General features: G+C 60.5%; 14 protein-coding genes. 10 read left to right on the forward strand and 4 right to left on the reverse strand.

Annotated features, from left to right (window positions below):
- Positions 1–23: 23 nt before the first annotated feature.
- Entirely contained in the window at positions 24–419 is a 396-nt protein-coding gene (locus tag CLV74_RS05585; RefSeq protein ID WP_106263249.1) for a DUF1761 domain-containing protein, read from the forward strand.
- A gap of 223 nt (positions 420–642) precedes the next feature.
- Here CLV74_RS05585 and CLV74_RS05590 read toward each other — a convergent pair whose 3' ends face one another.
- Positions 643–984, reverse strand: a complete 342-nt coding sequence (locus CLV74_RS05590; RefSeq protein WP_106263508.1) for a DUF2853 family protein — start codon at positions 982–984, stop codon at positions 643–645.
- Positions 985–1,112: 128 nt separating this feature from the next.
- Positions 1,113–2,498: an adenosylhomocysteinase gene (gene ahcY, locus CLV74_RS05595; RefSeq protein ID WP_106263250.1), complete on the reverse strand. Its 1,386-nt coding sequence runs from the start codon at positions 2,496–2,498 to the stop codon at positions 1,113–1,115.
- A gap of 208 nt (positions 2,499–2,706) precedes the next feature.
- Between ahcY and CLV74_RS05600 the strand changes: the two genes are divergently transcribed.
- A complete protein-coding gene (locus tag CLV74_RS05600; RefSeq protein WP_106263251.1) occupies positions 2,707–3,474 on the forward strand; it encodes a VPLPA-CTERM sorting domain-containing protein in 768 nt (255 codons plus the stop codon).
- 102 nt (positions 3,475–3,576) lie between these two features.
- Complete coding sequence (locus tag CLV74_RS05605; RefSeq protein ID WP_106263252.1) at positions 3,577–4,170, forward strand: HD domain-containing protein; 594 nt, start codon at positions 3,577–3,579, stop codon at positions 4,168–4,170.
- On the opposite strand, the gene CLV74_RS05610 is transcribed toward CLV74_RS05605, so the two are convergent.
- Entirely contained in the window at positions 4,163–4,714 is a 552-nt protein-coding gene (locus tag CLV74_RS05610; protein ID WP_106263253.1) for an ActR/PrrA/RegA family redox response regulator transcription factor, read from the reverse strand. The genes CLV74_RS05605 and CLV74_RS05610 overlap by 8 nt on opposite strands.
- Positions 4,715–4,794: 80 nt before the next feature.
- Positions 4,795–5,421 (reverse strand): SCO family protein, encoded by a 627-nt coding sequence (locus tag CLV74_RS05615; RefSeq protein WP_106263254.1) that lies wholly within the window; start codon positions 5,419–5,421, stop codon positions 4,795–4,797.
- 96 nt (positions 5,422–5,517) lie between these two features.
- Between CLV74_RS05615 and regB the strand changes: the two genes are divergently transcribed.
- The 7 genes from regB (at position 5,518) to addA (ending at position 16,447) form a co-directional block, all read left to right on the forward strand.
- Entirely contained in the window at positions 5,518–6,906 is a 1,389-nt protein-coding gene (regB, locus tag CLV74_RS05620; RefSeq protein WP_106263255.1) for a sensor histidine kinase RegB, read from the forward strand.
- 230 nt (positions 6,907–7,136) lie between these two features.
- Positions 7,137–8,045, forward strand: a complete 909-nt coding sequence (locus tag CLV74_RS05625) for a hypothetical protein (protein WP_146134903.1) — start codon at positions 7,137–7,139, stop codon at positions 8,043–8,045.
- On the forward strand, positions 8,029–8,487 hold the full coding sequence (tsaE, locus tag CLV74_RS05630; RefSeq protein ID WP_106263257.1) for a tRNA (adenosine(37)-N6)-threonylcarbamoyltransferase complex ATPase subunit type 1 TsaE: 459 nt from the start codon (positions 8,029–8,031) through the stop codon (positions 8,485–8,487). Before CLV74_RS05625 ends, tsaE begins: the two co-directional genes overlap by 17 nt.
- A complete protein-coding gene (locus tag CLV74_RS05635) occupies positions 8,484–9,440 on the forward strand; it encodes an aminoglycoside phosphotransferase family protein (protein ID WP_106263258.1) in 957 nt (318 codons plus the stop codon). The genes tsaE and CLV74_RS05635 overlap by 4 nt, the downstream gene beginning before the upstream one ends.
- Positions 9,437–10,126, forward strand: coding sequence for a nucleotidyltransferase family protein (locus CLV74_RS05640; RefSeq protein ID WP_106263259.1), 690 nt, complete (start codon positions 9,437–9,439; stop codon positions 10,124–10,126). Before CLV74_RS05635 ends, CLV74_RS05640 begins: the two co-directional genes overlap by 4 nt.
- The gene (addB, locus tag CLV74_RS05645; RefSeq protein ID WP_245888469.1) at positions 10,113–13,094 is read left to right on the forward strand and encodes a double-strand break repair protein AddB; all 2,982 of its coding nucleotides are present in this window, start codon (positions 10,113–10,115) and stop codon (positions 13,092–13,094) included. The genes CLV74_RS05640 and addB overlap by 14 nt, the downstream gene beginning before the upstream one ends.
- Entirely contained in the window at positions 13,091–16,447 is a 3,357-nt protein-coding gene (gene addA, locus CLV74_RS05650; RefSeq protein WP_106263260.1) for a double-strand break repair helicase AddA, read from the forward strand. The genes addB and addA overlap by 4 nt, the downstream gene beginning before the upstream one ends.
- Positions 16,448–16,460 lie beyond the last annotated feature (13 nt).

Below are 16,460 nucleotides of genomic sequence, written 5' to 3' on the forward strand. Positions count from 1 at the left end.
ATATTGGTTTAGGAGGATTCCTGATGTCCCTGATTTCTGTATTGGTGGCCGCCCTTGCGGGCTGGCTATTCGGCGCCGCATGGTACATGGCCCTGTCGAAAGAGTGGTTGGCCGCCACTGGAATTCCTTGCGACGAGAATGGAAAACCCGAAGGAAACAACAGCGCGTTGCCCTTTGTCCTTTCAGCCGTTGCGATGATCTTTGTCGCCGGCTTTATGCGGCACATCTTTGCCTCTGCAGGGATCACTGGCGTTGGAATGGGGCTGGTCGGGGGCTTCGGGATCGGGCTGTTCTTCATCTCGCCCTGGATCATGATCAACAACGCCTATGAATCGCGCCCGTTCAAGCTGACGCTAATCAACGGCGGGTACGCCACCTTTGGCTGCGCCATCATGGGCGCGGTGCTGACGATTTTCTGAAAAACAAACGGGGTCCGACCAAACACCTTGGCCAGACCCCGTTTCCCCACATGCTCCCACACACGCGATGGATAGGTCCGGCCTTTCTGGCCTGTTGGGACTGTCATACCGCGAAACCTCGCCGCGCCCAAGGAAATAGCCCCGCGCATTTTAGGCGAATGCGGTCTTAGTCTTTAGCATATCAGGAAGGCGACGCAGATCGCCGCCCCCATAGGGCAGGGCCTTAGCCGTAGACCGCCTCTTTGCTGAAGTGCTTGACCAGCATGTAATAGACCACGGCGCGGTACTTGTTCCGCTCGGACCGGCCATAGGTTTCGACCACGCTGTTGATCGCGTCCATCAGCTCTGGCCCATCAGACAGACCCAGCTTCTTCATCAGAAAATTCTTTTTGACCGTTTCCAATTCGCCTTCCTGCGAAGACGCAACGGTCGAGGCATCCGCGTTGTAGATCGACGGACCGCAACCGATGGTGACCTTGGTCAGCAGGTCCATATCAGGCGTCACGCCGCATTTTTCTTTGAGATCGTCCGCATATTTCGCGATCAGGTCGTCCCGCTTACCCATCATACTCTCCCTCTGTTCTTTGTCGCGCCACTGGCGACAGTCGAAGCTTAGACAGAAGGTTGGCAACCACCAAAGAAAAATCGCGCCAGAGTTGCATCTGGCGCGATAATTTCCCGAATGACGCTAGGTCAGTAACGGTAATGTTCGGGCTTGAACGGGCCTTCAGGGGTCACGCCGATGTAGTCGGCCTGCTCTTTGCTGAGGCTGGTCAGCTTGACGCCGATCCGCTCCAGATGCAGGCGCGCGACCTTTTCATCCAGATGCTTGGGCAGAATGTAGACCTCATTCTTGTAGTCGCCGCCGTTGTTCCACAGTTCCATCTGCGCCAGCACCTGGTTGGTGAAGGACGCCGACATCACGAACGACGGGTGGCCAGTGGCGTTGCCAAGGTTCAGCAGACGGCCTTCGGACAGAAGGATCAGACGGCTGCCCGAGGGCATCTCGATCATGTCCACCTGCTCTTTGATGTTGGTCCACTTGTGGTTCTTCAGGTGCGCGACCTGAATTTCGTTGTCGAAGTGGCCGATGTTGCCGACGATCGCCATATCCTTCATCTCGCGCATATGCTCGATGCGGATAACGTCCTTGTTGCCGGTGGTGGTGATGAAGATATCCGCGGTCGAAACCACGTCTTCCAGAACCACAACCTCAAAGCCGTCCATCGCCGCCTGCAGGGCGCAGATCGGATCGACTTCGGTCACTTTCACGCGGGCACCTGCGCCGCGCAGCGATGCCGCCGAGCCTTTGCCCACGTCGCCATAACCACAGACAACAGCAACCTTGCCGGCCATCATGGTGTCAGTGGCGCGGCGGATACCGTCAACCAGCGACTCTTTACAGCCGTACTTGTTGTCGAACTTCGACTTGGTAACGCTGTCGTTCACGTTGATCGCGGGGAAGGGCAGCATGCCCTTGCGGACCAGCTCATACAGACGGTGAACGCCGGTGGTGGTCTCTTCCGAAACGCCTTTGATCTCATCGCGGGTCTTGGTGAACCAGCCCGGGCTTGCGGCCATGCGCTTGGCGATCTGCTTGTGGATCACCTCTTCCTCTTCCGAGGTGGGAACGCCCAGATCTTCGCCAGCTTCGGCGCGGGCGCCAAGCAGAACGTAAAGGGTCGCATCGCCGCCATCGTCCAGGATCATGTTCGGCCCTTCAGGGAACATGAACGAGCGGTCCAGATAGTCCCAATGCTCTTCCAGGCTCTGGCCTTTGATCGCGAAGACCGGAATGCCCGCCTCAGCGATAGCGGCAGCCGCGTGATCCTGTGTCGAAAAGATATTGCACGAGGCCCAACGCACGTCGGCACCAAGGGCAACCAGTGTTTCAATCAGAACCGCGGTCTGAATGGTCATGTGAAGGCTGCCAACGATACGGGCGCCTTTCAGCGGTTTGCTTTCGCCATATTCCGTGCGCAGCGCCATCAGGCCCGGCATTTCGGTTTCGGCGATATCCAGTTCTTTACGGCCAAACGCCGCCAGAGCGATGTCTTTTACAATGTAATCTGCGGCCATGGGCGGCATCCTTTCAGAGTTACTTTAGCAGCCGATCTAGCACCAAGCCCCCCTGCGGACAACCAAACCCGAAGGATGTAAGTACCGAAAATTTTATGACACACGCTATAGTTGTGATATGTCTGGTTACACACAGCACACGCATAAGTATACTTTTGCAAACTTTAATTATTTCTCTGTGTATTTTTATTATTTGCAGGGGGCAAATATGATTAACCGTAAGATAGCGCTGGCGTTACCGCTAGTTGCGCTAACAGCTGCACCAGCGCTGGCCGGGTCGGTCGGCTATTGGAGCAACAACGGTGATTCGAAGGCAGCAGCCAAGCGCGTCGTCGAATCCACCGGCCAGACCTACAAGGATATGAACGATCTCAGCTATGACTCGCTGAAAGGTCTGGACGTGCTTTGGATGACCAACCGCAAGTCCAAGAAGCAAGACCAAGAGATGATCGCGGCTTCTAATGCGATCAAGCAGTGGGTCCGTGAAGGCGGCGTTCTGGTGTATAATGACCGCAACGTCCGCGATGCAGGTCAGGTTCTACCCGGCAGCGAGAACATGAAGTTCGTCCGCCATCGCAAGGGCGATGTAGACATTGTCGACGATAGCACCGTGGTTACCCGCGGTCTGGACAATGACTCGCTTGATCACCGCAAAGTCGGGACTGTTGGCTGGGTCAAAAAAGGTAGCGCGCCCAAGGGCACCAAGGTCATCATGACCAGCGAGTCCAAATCCCACCGCGCGACCGAAATGACCTACGCTTTCGGCAAGGGTAAGGTCCATTATTCGACAATTCCTTTGGATTACTATCTGAAGAACGTCAAACACGGGTTCCACGACAAATACGCGAAGAACCTGATGAAGTACGGCAAAAAGCTGCATGAAATCTCACCGGTTCCGCTTCCTGCGACCGGTGCGGCCTTGCTGGCGGCGCTTGGAGGCCTGGGGCTGATGCGTCGCCGCAAGAAAACTGCCTAACCCCCCCGGAAGGGCAGTGTGGCGCGGGGATCCGTCTTCGCGCCACTTTTCTTTTCGCCATCCATGACCAATACTCCGGCAAAAAGCGCGCAGGAGAGGCACATGGCGAAACCGGTCAGAGCATGGCAACGAATGCTGTCGGGGCGGCGGCTGGACCTGCTGGACCCCACCCCCGTTGATATCGAGATCGAAGACATCGCCCACGGTCTGGCCTTTGTGGCCCGCTGGAACGGTCAGACGATCGGGGATTACCCATACTCCGTGGCCGAACATTCGCTGCTGGTGGAACGCATCTACCGGATGCAGAACCCCAAGGCTCCTGCCAAATGGCTGCTGGCTGCGTTGCTGCATGACGCGCCTGAATATGTGATCGGGGACATGATCTCGCCTGTAAAGGCAGCTGTCGGCCCTGGTTACGGAGAGCTGGACCTGCGCCTGACCGCAGCCATCCACATCCGCTTTGGACTGCCCGCTGCTTTGCCCAAAACCGTCAAAGCCACGATCAAACGGGCCGACAAGGTCAGCGCCTGGCTAGAGGCCGTCCAGATCGCAGGGTTCGAAGAGGCCGAGGCCAACAAAATCTTCGGGCGCCCGAAGGACGCCCTGCTACAAGATCTAACGATTGATCTGCGCCCGCCGGTCGAGGTCCGCGCAGATTATACCGCGCGGGTGAACCAGCTGCTTCAGCTTATTTAGGCGAACGTTTCGCCAGAATGCGCTGCAAAGTCCGGCGGTGCATGTTCAGGCGACGCGCGGTTTCCGAAACGTTGCGGTCACACAGCTCATAAACGCGCTGGATGTGTTCCCAACGGACACGATCCGCGCTCATGGGGTTTTCCGGCGGCGGAGGCAGTTCGTCACCCGTGGCCAGCAAAGCGTTGGTGATGTCGGTCGCATCCGCAGGCTTTGACAGATAATCGGTCGCACCGATTTTCACTGCAGCAACCGCCGTGGCGATCGCGCCGTAACCGGTCAGGACCACGATCCGCGCATCGGGACGCTTTTCCCGCAGCAACTCGACCACATCCAGACCGTTGCCGTCTTCTAGCCGCAGATCAACCACTGCAAAGGCTGGGGGACGCGCCGTGGCAACCGCTTTGCCACCAGCGACCGAGCCCGCTGTCTCGACCTCAAATCCCCGTTTCTCCATCGCCTTGGCAAGCCGTTTCAGAAACGGCTCATCGTCGTCTACCAGCAACAAGGATTTGTCTTCGCCGATGTCCAGCATTGCTTCTGCCATCCCGTTTCCCCCTCCAAAGCCTTATAGGCTAGTATTTATTTCTAGAGCGATCCGTAGGGGGCGTCAAACATTCGCCGCGATCACATCTCATCCAAAAAACACTGGATGCGATCAGCCATCTGCTCTGGCTCTACCTCACGGCGGAAGAATTCAACAAAGCCCTCTTCCGGCAGTACCAGATAGGCAAAGGTCGAGTGGTCCATCAGATAATATTCCGGATCACCGTCTTCCTGCTTTTTGTAATAGGTGCGGTAGGCCTTGCTGGCGGCCTTGATCTGCTCGGCCGAGCCGGTCAGCCCCAGCATCCGCGGATGCATGTTATCGGTGAACTCGGTCAGGGCCTCGGGGGTGTCGCGTTCAGGGTCGATGCTGATGAACACCGGCTGCACACTATAGCCACGCTCGTCCAGAATATCGACGGCCTGCGCGTTGCGGGACACGTCAAAGGGGCAGATGTCGGGGCAGTAGGTATAGCCGAAATACAGCAGAGACGGCTCGGTGATCACATCCTTGTCGGTCACCGTCGCGCCGGTTTCCGAGACCAGAGTGAACGGCCCGCCAAGGGCACCGGCACCGCCCGCCACAGTCGAAGCACGGCACTGGGCGAATTTATCGTCACTGTCCCCTTGGGTCATGACGTAACCTGCGGTTCCACCAACCACAGCCACCAGAACTACTGCGGCACCTATCGCGAAAAACTTCTGCATCCGAATACTCTCTTTCCAGCTATGGCGCGGCGTTGATCCCATCCACGGGCGCCATTAACAATGGATAACCTTGTCGCAACGCATCTAGGAACCAGAATGGCCGAAACCAACCTTTCCCCGTTCGCTTTTGAAGGTCGCGGCAATTATGTCCGACTGCGCACCATGATCCTGCTGCGCTGGCTGGCCATCCTTGGCCAGCTTTCCGCGATCCTCGTGGCACAGCGCATCGTCGGACTGCAACTGGAATATGGGTTGGCCTATATGACCGTCGGTGTCTCGGTCATCGGCAACCTGATCGCCCTGTTCGTCTTTCCCGAAAACAAGCGCCTGTCCGAGACCGAGAACTTTCTCATGGTGCTGTTCGACCTGCTGCAACTGGGGTTCCTGTTGTATCTGACGGGCGGTCTGCACAATCCCTTTGCCCTGCTGATCCTTGGGCCGGTGACAGTGTCCTCTGCGGCGCTTAGCCGGCGGTCCTACCTGATCCTCGGCGCGACAGCGCTGGTGGTTGTGACGGTTCTGGCGCGGTTCCACCTGCAACTTGTCACCCATGACGGCCAGATCATGGCGATCCCGCAACTGTTCATCTTTGGCACATGGACCGCGATTGTGATCGGCATTCTGTTCCTTGGCCTCTACGCCCGCCGCGTCGCGACCGAGATGCACAACATGTCCGATGCCCTGCAGGCCACGCAGATGGCACTGGCGCGGGAACAGAAGCTGACCGACCTTGGCGGCGTTGTTGCCGCTGCGGCGCACGAACTTGGCACGCCGCTGGCGACGATCAAACTGACCAGCGCCGAATTGGCCGAAGAGCTGGACGACCTGCCGGAACTCAAGGCCGATGCCATGCTGATCCGCGAACAGGCCGACCGCTGCCGCGATATCCTGCGCAGCATGGGACGCGCGGGCAAAGATGATCTGCACCTGCGCATGGCGCCCCTGACCACTGTCCTGCAAGACGCGGCTGAACCGCATCTGGATCGCGGCGCACGGGTCATCTTCTCGTGGCCCGACGATACCGAAATGAACGCGCCGCTGATCTACCGCCGCCCCGAGCTGCTGCATGGTGTCCGCAATCTGGTACAGAACGCTGTGGATTTCTCGCGCAGCAAAGTCTGGGTCGAGGCCCGTTGGACCGACGATCAGATCACACTGCGCATCATCGATGACGGCAACGGCTTTCCCCCCAGCATCATCGGCCGTATCGGTGACCCCTTTGTCAGACGCCGCCGCGCCGAGCAGGATATGAAAAAACGCCCAGAATATGAGGGGATGGGTCTGGGACTGTTCATCGCCAAAACCCTGCTGGAACGATCGGGGGCAGAGTTGACTTTTGCCAATGGTCGGGACGCATCCGACCCCGAATCACATATGGTTGAACAGTGCGGCGCTATCGTCCAAGTTGTCTGGCCCGCCGCCAAAATCGTCGCTGACCGCGAAAAACTGGGTCAAATTGGCTCGGAAAACCCGATATTTAAGTGATACTTTCAAATCAAGAGTTGCAATAACGTAAGGTCATTCTACTCTGGCGGTGTTATCGAGGGAGTTGAGTCATGCCGCCGTTGCCCCCCATGCCTCCGCATTTGTTAATGTTACTAGTAAGTTCCGCGATTGTTGCCGGATCAATCGCAGCATTGGCAATTATGGTCTTGACCCGCAATCAAGCAACAGGACGGGCAGAAGAAGCGAAATCTCGCAAAGAAGAGTCAGGGGTGAATCTTAAAGATGGGCTAACGCCCGTCGATCTGAGTTCCGCCCTCGCGAGGGCACCAGCGATCTCGACAGAACCCAGTGCGTTGGTCCAGACGATGACAAAAACCTTTGCCCAGTTGTCCGTGGGCATCGGGATTTTCGACAAGGCAGGCAATCTGATCCTGTTCAACCCCGCCCTTATGGAACTGACCACCCTGCCGGTCACCACGCTTAGCCGCAAACCCACCATCACCCAGTTTCTGGACGAAATGCGCGGCAGGGGAATGCTGCCCGAACCTCGCGACTACACCGATTGGCGCGCCCGCTTCGAAGGGCTGCCGCTTGAGGCAAGCGGCTCGGGCAATGATCTGCTGGACGAGTTGTGGTGCCTGCCCTCGGGCCAGACCTATCGGGTCACAGCGCAGGCTTATCGCAACGGGGCCGTGGCGCTGCTGATGGAAGATATATCCAGCGAACTTTCCGCTACTCGGGGCATCCGGTCGCGCATCCGGCAGAATGAATCCACCCTCAACAGCTTTGAAGAGCCGATCTGCGTGTTCGCCGAAGACGGACGTCTTAGCTTTTCCAACCGTGCGTTCAATTCGGTCTGGGCCTCGCTCACGGACGAACGCCCGACGCGGCTGGATCAGGCGCTGGCGCTTTGGCGCAACGCCTCTGGTGGCTGCGGGTTCTGGGACGATGTGGAAAGCTATGCCACGCAGGTCAGCGACCGCGAACCCTGGTCCTTCCGCACACAGTTGGGTGGGCTGGCCAACGCCTTGGTCCGCGTCACGCCAGTTGTCGGCGGCGGGATCATGATCCGCTTGGATGATCGCGCTGTCTCGACCCCCCAGCGCATGGCCCCCATTAGCCGCTTGCAGGCCGCGAACAGCCAGTCCATCTTCGCGGTCGATGGAACGCACATTTGATCTGAATTCACCCGAAGCCACCGCTCACTTCGCACAGTCCCTTGCCCCCCTCTTGGAGGCAGGGGATGTTGTGTTTCTGGAAGGGCCGATCGGCGCGGGAAAGACCCACTTTGCCCGCAGCCTGATCCAATCGCTTCTGCCCGCGCCCGAAGATATCCCCTCGCCAACTTTCACAATTGTGCAGGTCTATGAGGGGCCGGACTGTGAGATCTGGCACAGCGATCTGTACCGCCTGTCCCATCCCGATGAGGCGATTGAACTAGGTCTGGATGAAGCGTTCGAAGACGCCATCTGCCTTGTGGAATGGCCCGACCGCCTAGGCGCCGACGCGCCTGATAAGGCTTTTTGGATGACGCTTGAGACAACCGGCGACGACACCCGCCGCCTGACCTGCCGCTGGAGCGATCCCGCGTGGAATTCGAAAATCGAGGCGCTGGCATGATGGACACAGCAACCCTGTTGAAACTGGCCGGTTGGGACAAGGCAGATGCCACGCCTCTGGCAGGTGATGCCTCATCCCGACGTTACACGCGCCTTACCCGCGGCGAAGATCGCGCCATTCTGATGCAGGCCCCCAAGGGCGAGGCTGGCGGCACCCCCTCCTTTGCCCGTCTGGCGCGGCACCTGCGCGGCATTGGCCTGAGCGCGCCGAAGATTCTGTCTGGGAACCCTCAGGCGGGTCTCTTGTTGCTAGAGGACTTTGGCGACGGCGTTTTCGCACGCCAGATGGCAGAGGACCCCGCCCAGATCATGCCGCTTTACCGGCTGGCGACAGATGTGCTGGTGCATCTGCACGAACGCCCCGCGCCTGAAGGCCTGCCTGTCTATAACGCCCGCATGATGGCGGATCAGGCGATGCTGCTGTTTGACTGGCCCTTGCCGGATCGTCCTACGCTGGACGCCAGTGCAAGGGACGCCCTGCACGCCGCCCTGATCCGCGCCGCATTGCCCTTTGACCGGCAAAAACGCGTGTTGATGCTGCGCGACTACCACGCCGAAAACCTGATGCTGCTGACTGAAAGGCAGGGCATCGCGCGCGCAGGTCTGCTGGATTTCCAAGACGCCTGTCTGGCCCATCCGGCCTATGATCTGGTGTCGCTGCTGCAAGATGCCCGCCGCGATGTGGATGACACCGTGGCCGAGGAAATGACCTTTCACTATCTGTCGCGCACTGACCGCGACAGCCATGATTTCTACAGCGCCTATGCGGTCTTTGGAACCGGACGCGCCCTGCGTATCTTGGGGATTTTTGCCCGCCTCGCCGCCCGCGACGGCAAAGACCGCTATCTGGCCTTTGTCCCCCGCGTGCTAGACCACCTACGCACCAACCTTGGCCATCCCGCAATGACCGAGGTCGCCGCGATCCTGTCGCCCCTGACCGGAGAGGACGCATGAGCCTGCCTCATCCCGTCATGCTGTTTGCAGCCGGTTTCGGCACGAGAATGAAGCCTCTGACCGACACCCGTCCGAAGCCTCTGATCGAGGTCGCCGGAAAGCCCTTGCTGGATCATGCCCTTGATCTGGTACGGGTCGAAGGCGCGCCGCGCACGGTCGTCAACAGCCACTATCTGGGCGCCCAAATCGTGGCGCACCTAGACGGGCAGGACGTCGTGACCAGCCATGAAGACACCATCCTTGATACGGGCGGCGGGCTGCGCCACGCCTTGCCGTTGCTGGGTGATCAGACAGTGTTCACTATGAACACCGACGCGGTGTGGGCCGGTCCCAATCCGCTGCGGATGCTGGCTGATCACTGGAACCCCGACGTGATGGAGGCCCTGCTGCTGTGCCTGCCAAAGCCGCAAGCCATCGGCCACAAAGGGCAGGGGGATTTCGTCAGCGATCACGGCCCCGCCACCCGCGGCCCCGGTCTGGTCTATAGCGGCGTGCAGATCCTCAAGACCCAAGGGCTGGCTGTGATTGACGATCAGGTTTTCTCGCTCAACCGCCTTTGGGATGACATGATTGCGCGGCAAAGGCTGTTCATTCTTCCCTACACCGGCCTCTGGTGCGACGTGGGACACCCTGCGGGCATCCAACTGGCCGAAGACATGCTGGACCAACATAATGGCTCTGTTTGATCCCCACACCGGCCCCCGTATTTTCGGCCTGCCTCATGGCGTGGACTTTGCTGCTGAACTGGTGCGCGGGCTGATCCCGCGTCTGGACCGTCTGCCCCCTGAACAACAGGCACGGGCCGAACTGTATGTGGCCACGCCCCGTATGCAGCGGATCATCACCGCCCATTTTGACAAGCACGGCCCCCGTTTCCTGCCGCGTATCCGGCTGATCGGTGATCTGGGACACCTGCCCGGACCTGATGTGCTGCCTGCGCCGATTTCATCCCTGCGCAAGCGGTTGGAGCTGGTGACACTGATCCGCCAACTTCTGACCAGCGCACCGGACATGGCACCACGCTCGGCCCTGTTCGATCTGGCGGACTCGCTGGCGCGTCTGCTGGATGAAATGCAGGGCGAAGGCGTTGTGCCAGAGGCCCTGCGCGGCTTGGACGTGACCGACCAGTCGGGCCACTGGCAGCGGGCGCTGACCTTTGTGAACATCGTCGAGCAATTCATCGAGAACAGCGAAGACCGCCCCGATGCCGAAGGCCGCCGCCGCGCGATTGTCGAGGCTCTGTGCGAGGCATGGGAAACCGCCGCGCCAAGCCATCCGGTGATCGTCGCAGGCTCAACCGGTTCGCGGGGCGCGACGGCGCTGTTTATGAAGGCGGTTGCGCATCTGCCCCAAGGGGCGGTGATCCTGCCGGGCTATGACACCGATCTGCCCGCCAATGTTTGGGACGGGATGGGTGATGCCCTGACCGCCGAGGATCACCCCCAGTACCGCTTTCGCCGCCTCATGAACCTGATCGGTTTTGCCCCCGATGACGTGCAGATGTGGTCTGACGGCGCCCCCGCCAGCCCCGCGCGCAACCGCCTTTTGTCTCTGGCACTGCGTCCTGCGCCGGTCACCGATGCGTGGCTGACCGAAGGCCCCGCGCTGCCCGATCTCGACCGCGCTTGCGAAGGTCTGACCTTGGTCGAGGCACCAAGCCCCCGCCTAGAAGCAGGGGCCATCGCCCTGATCATGCGTGAGGCGCTAGAGCAGAACCGATCCGTCGCGCTTATCAGCCCTGACAGCATGCTAACCCGTCAGGTCCGCGCTGCCTTGGGCCGTTGGGGCATTGTGCCGGACGATTCCACCGGCCTGCCGCTGCCCCTCTCGCCCCCCGGTCGTCTGTTGCGACAAGTGGCGGATCTTTACGGCCAGCGCGTGGATGCTTTGTCGCTGCTGCGTATCCTGAAACACCCGCTGACCTGCGCGGGCAGCCCGACGTTGCAAAACGAACTGAATGATCAAGGCGTCCTGCGGCGCGGCCAACACCTGCTGCGCACGCGCGAACTTGAACTTGCCGTGCGTCGCGAAGGCTGTGCGTTCCCTGATGGCGACTGGCTGCGCAAATGGGCCACGCCCCGCGCCGAAAAGGACGAAGGGATTGAGGGTTGGATCACTTGGATCGAACAGACGATCCTTAGCGTCCCCGATCTGGGCGACGCGCCCCTGACCAACTACGTCGAAGATCACCTGAACCGGACCGAAAACATCGTGGCCGGTCCCGACGGCAACCCCGCCCCCCTCTGGGCCGAGGCTGCGGGCCGCACCGCAAAACCCGTGATCCAGGAATTGCGCCAAGAAGCCAGCGCCTGTGGCGATCTGACCGCCCACGATTACGCAGGACTGCTGTACGGCGTTCTGGCCACCGAAGAGGTCCGCGACCGTGACGCAGGCCATCCCATGGCAGCAATCTGGGGCACGCAAGAGGCCCGCGTGGGCCGCGCCGATGTGATGATCCTTGCGGGTCTGAACGAAGGCATGTGGCCCGGTGCGCCAAACCCTGATCCGTGGCTGAACCGAGCCATGCGGGCCCGTGTGGGACTGCTGCTGCCGGAACGGCAGATCGGCCTCTCGGCCCATGACTTTCAGCAGGCGATCACCGCGCCCGAAGTTGTGCTGACCCGCGCGATCCGGTCCGAGGACGCGCAGTCCGTGCCCTCGCGCTGGTTGAACCGTTTGATGAACCTGCTGAACGGTCTGCCTGACACCGGCGGGCGGGACGCGTTGCAAGGGATGAAGGACCGCGGCGATCTTTGGGTCCGCTATGCCGAGGAACTTGAGCGTCTCGGTGACGTGCCCCGCGCCAAACGGCCCAGCCCTTGTCCGCCGGTCTCGGCCCGCCCCGATGCTATGTCGGTGACAGAGGTGCAGACCCTGATCCGCGACCCTTATGCGATCTACGCCAAGCACGTCCTGCGCCTGCGCCCGCTCGACCCGCTGTCCCGTGAACCGGACGCCCGCCTGCGCGGCACGGTGCTGCACGCGGTGCTGGAAGAATTCGTGAAATCGGCCCCCGTCACCGGCGCGCCGGAGGACAAAGACCGCCTTCTGACCATCGCCCAGCGCGTGATCAACGCCGAAGTGCCGTGGTCCGTAACCCGCACCTTCTACATGTCGCGCATCCAGAAGTTCGCCGACTGGTTCATCGCCTGCGAGGCAGAGCGTCAAAAACACCAGCACCCCACCGCGTGGGAGGTCGACGGCAAGCTGGTGATGGAGACCGCCAAGTTCACCCTTCGCGCCAAGGCAGACCGGATGGACACGGATGATCGGGGCTATCTGGTTCTTTATGACTACAAAAGCGGCGCGGCACCCACGGGGCCGGAACAGAAGTACTATGATAAACAGTTGCTTCTGATGTCGGCGATGGCCGAAGAGGGGGCCTTTGAAAACATCCCCCCGACCGAAGTCGCCCGCGCCAGCTACATCGCCCTGAGCAAGATGAAAGAACAATCCGCCCCCGTGGAAGAGACCGAAGCCAGCACCATTCTGGCCGAATTCCACGCGCTGCTCAGTGCCTACCGCGATCCCGAACAGGGCTATACCTCGCGGCGGGCGCCCAAGAACGAAGGGTTCGAAGGGGACTATGACCAACTGGCCCGCTTTGGCGAATGGGAAGCCACGGACCACCCAGAACGGGAGGTCCTGAAATGAGTGCGATGAACGACGCAACGCTGGCGCAAATCCGCGCCGCAAATCCGCATATGTCCACTTGGCTGGCCGCCAACGCAGGCTCGGGCAAAACACGTGTGCTGACCGACCGCGTAGCCCGCCTGCTGCTGACTGGGGTCGAGCCTCAGCACATCCTGTGTCTGACCTACACCAAAGCCGCCGCATCCGAGATGCAGAACCGCCTGTTCAAGCGACTTGGGGAATGGGCGATGCTGGACGCGGATTCGCTGCGGGCGCAGCTGCGTGATATGGGCGAAGAGGGGCTGATCACCCCCGAACGTCTGGCCCACGCCCGCACGCTCTTTGCCCGCGCGATTGAGACGCCGGGTGGCCTGAAAATCCAGACCATCCACTCGTTCTGCGGATCGCTGCTGCGCCGTTTCCCGCTAGAAGCCGGCGTCAGCCCCCAGTTTACCGAGATGGAAGACCGCGCCGCGCAGCTTTTGCGCCTTGAGGTGCTAGAGCGCATTAACCAGGACGAACCGGCGCTGCTGGACGGGCTGTCCAGCTACTTGGACGAAATGAGCCTGCCCTCATTGCTGTCCGCCATCGTCAGCCGCCATGACGAACTGCTGCCCCATCCGGGGCGTGATGCGATCTGGAAAGCCTTTGATCTGCCCGCCGGTTTCACCACCCGCGACATGCTGGGGCGGGTCTTCTTGGGGGATGAGGCGGACCTTTTGGCGGAACTGATCCCGATCCTTGATGCCTCGGGCGGCAATGACGAAAAGGCCGCGACTAAACTGAAAGGCATCACCGGTCTGAACCTGAATGCCCTGACGATCCTTGAGGACGTTCTGTTGACCGGCAGCGGCGCGAAAGAGCCCTTTACCGCCAAAATCGGCAGTCTGCCGAAGAAAGCCGTGCAAAAAGGCCCCGCCGCCCACCTGATGGACAGGCTGGAAAACCTGATGCGGCGGGTCGAGGATGCCCGCGGCCAGCGGCTGGCCCTGTCGGCAGCGCAAAAGGCCCTTAGCCTGAATGACTTTGCCGCCGAATTCCTAACCCATTATGCGCAGGCCAAACAGATGCGCGGGGCGCTGGACTTTGACGACTTGATCCGCAAGGCAGGCCAGCTGTTGACCAGCGCGGCAGTGGCGCAATGGGTTCTGTACCGTCTGGACGGCGGCATTGACCACATTCTGGTGGATGAGGCGCAGGACACCAGCCCGTCACAATGGCGGGTGATTGCGGCTTTGGCGCAGGAATTCACCAGCGGCGAAGGGGCCCGTTCGGATGTCGAGCGGACGATCTTTGTGGTCGGCGACAAAAAGCAATCGATCTACAGCTTCCAAGGGGCCGACCCCCGCGCCTTTGACGCGATGATGGAACGGTTCCGGCATGATCTGCAAACGGTCGACGCGCCGTTCCAATCGATGGAACTGCAATATTCCTTCCGCTCGTCCGCTGCCATTCTGGACAGCGTAGACCATGTCTTCCGCGAGAATTTTGCGCGCGAAGTCGGCCAAAGCGCCACCCACCGCGCGTTCAAATCCGCCCTGCCGGGCCGCGTGGACCTGTGGCCGTTCTTTGAAAAGACCAATGATGAGGACGAAGACGCCCTTTGGTACGATCCGGTGGATCGCATTGGCAGCTCTTCCCCCGAAATCCAGTTGGCCCGTCAGATCGCAATGGAAATCCGCCGAATGATCGACGCGGGCGAGACTATTCCCGATGAGATCAAAGGACAGACCATCCGCCGAAAGGTGCGCCCCGGTGATTTCCTGATCCTTGTACAAAGCCGCAGCGCCCTGTTCAGCGAATTGATCCGCGCCTGTAAGGCCGAAGAACTGCCCATCGCCGGATCGGACCGTCTGAAGGTGGGCGGCGAATTGGCCGTGCGCGATCTTGGGGCCTTGCTGGCGTTTCTGGCCCTGCCAGAAGACGATCTGGCGCTGGCCACGGCCCTACGCTCGCCCCTATTCGGGTGGAGCGAACAGCAGCTGTTCAGCCTGTCCCATACCCGAAGGCAGCCGCGCCTTTGGGCCGCGCTGCGCGATACGCCCGAACACAAGGACACCATCGACACCCTGCAAGACCTGCGGAACCACGCGGACTTTTTGCGCCCGTTTGATCTGATCGAACGCATCCTGACCGTCCACAAAGGGCGCTTTAACCTGCTGTCCCGACTAGGCCCCGAGGCCGAGGACGGCATCAACGCCCTACTGACCCAAGCCATGCGCTATGAAGCGCAAGACGTGCCCGATCTGACCGGCTTTCTGACGTGGATGCAGACCGACGATCTAGAGATCAAACGCCAGATCGACGCCGAAGGAGATGAGATCCGCGTGATGACGGTGCATGGCTCGAAAGGGCTTGAGGCGCCGATTGTGATCCTGCCTGACGCCGCCAAACGGCAGGCCCCCAAGGGCAACGACATTCTGCCCGTGGGCGATATCCACGCGTGGCGCCAACCCAGCGCCGAGCGGCCCGCGGTCATGGATGCCTCGAACGCCGAGATTGTCGGAAGCCAGAATGATGAACGCTTCCGCCTGCTTTATGTGGCGATGACGCGGGCAGAAAAGTGGCTGATCGTGGCGGGGGCCAAGGACAAGGGCAAGTACCCCGAAAGCTGGTACAGCATCGTGGAAAAGGCCCTACAGGATCAGGAAACGCCCGAACACGACTACGGCTTTGGCAAAGGTTTGCGCCTGACCCACGGGGATTGGGACGGGCTGCCGGTGCAGGATATGCCCCGTGCCACTAAGGAAACCGTTACGCTGCCCGCCTATGCCACCACACAGCCTCCCTTGCCGCCAGTAAGCGTGCGGGCGCGGACGGCCTCGGACCTTGGCGGGGCCAAGGCGCTACCGGGCGATGCTGGCCGCGATCAAGACGCGGCGATGGACTACGGCGATATGATCCACAAACTGCTTGAGGTGCTGCCAACGCGCCCGCGTGCCCAATGGGAAGGCACCGCCGCACGTCTTTTGGCAGGAAAAGAACCGTCGGTCGCGCTGATGGCACAGGCCGAGGCAATTGTCGTGTTGGAAGATACCGAACTGGCCCATCTGTTCGCGCAAGACACCTTGCAAGAGGTCGAACTGACCACATCCCTCAACGGGCAGACCTTGCACTGCAAGATCGACTGCATGGTGATGAAAGACGGGCTGATCGAGGTGATCGACTACAAGACCAACAGAACCGTTCCGGATGCGCCAGAGCAGACTCCAGAAGGGCTTTTGCGGCAAATGGCTGCATATCAGGCCGCTTTGGCGCAATTGTACCCGACCCATAAGATCGTGGCAAAACTGCTTTGGACGCACACCAGAACCCTGACAGAACTGCCCGATACACTGCTTCGTGAAGCGCTGGTACGCGCAGGGCTTGCTTGACGCTGGCCTTGCC

The organism is Donghicola tyrosinivorans (assembly GCF_003003355.1).
GTDB classification, from domain to species: Bacteria; Pseudomonadota; Alphaproteobacteria; order Rhodobacterales; family Rhodobacteraceae; genus Donghicola; species Donghicola tyrosinivorans.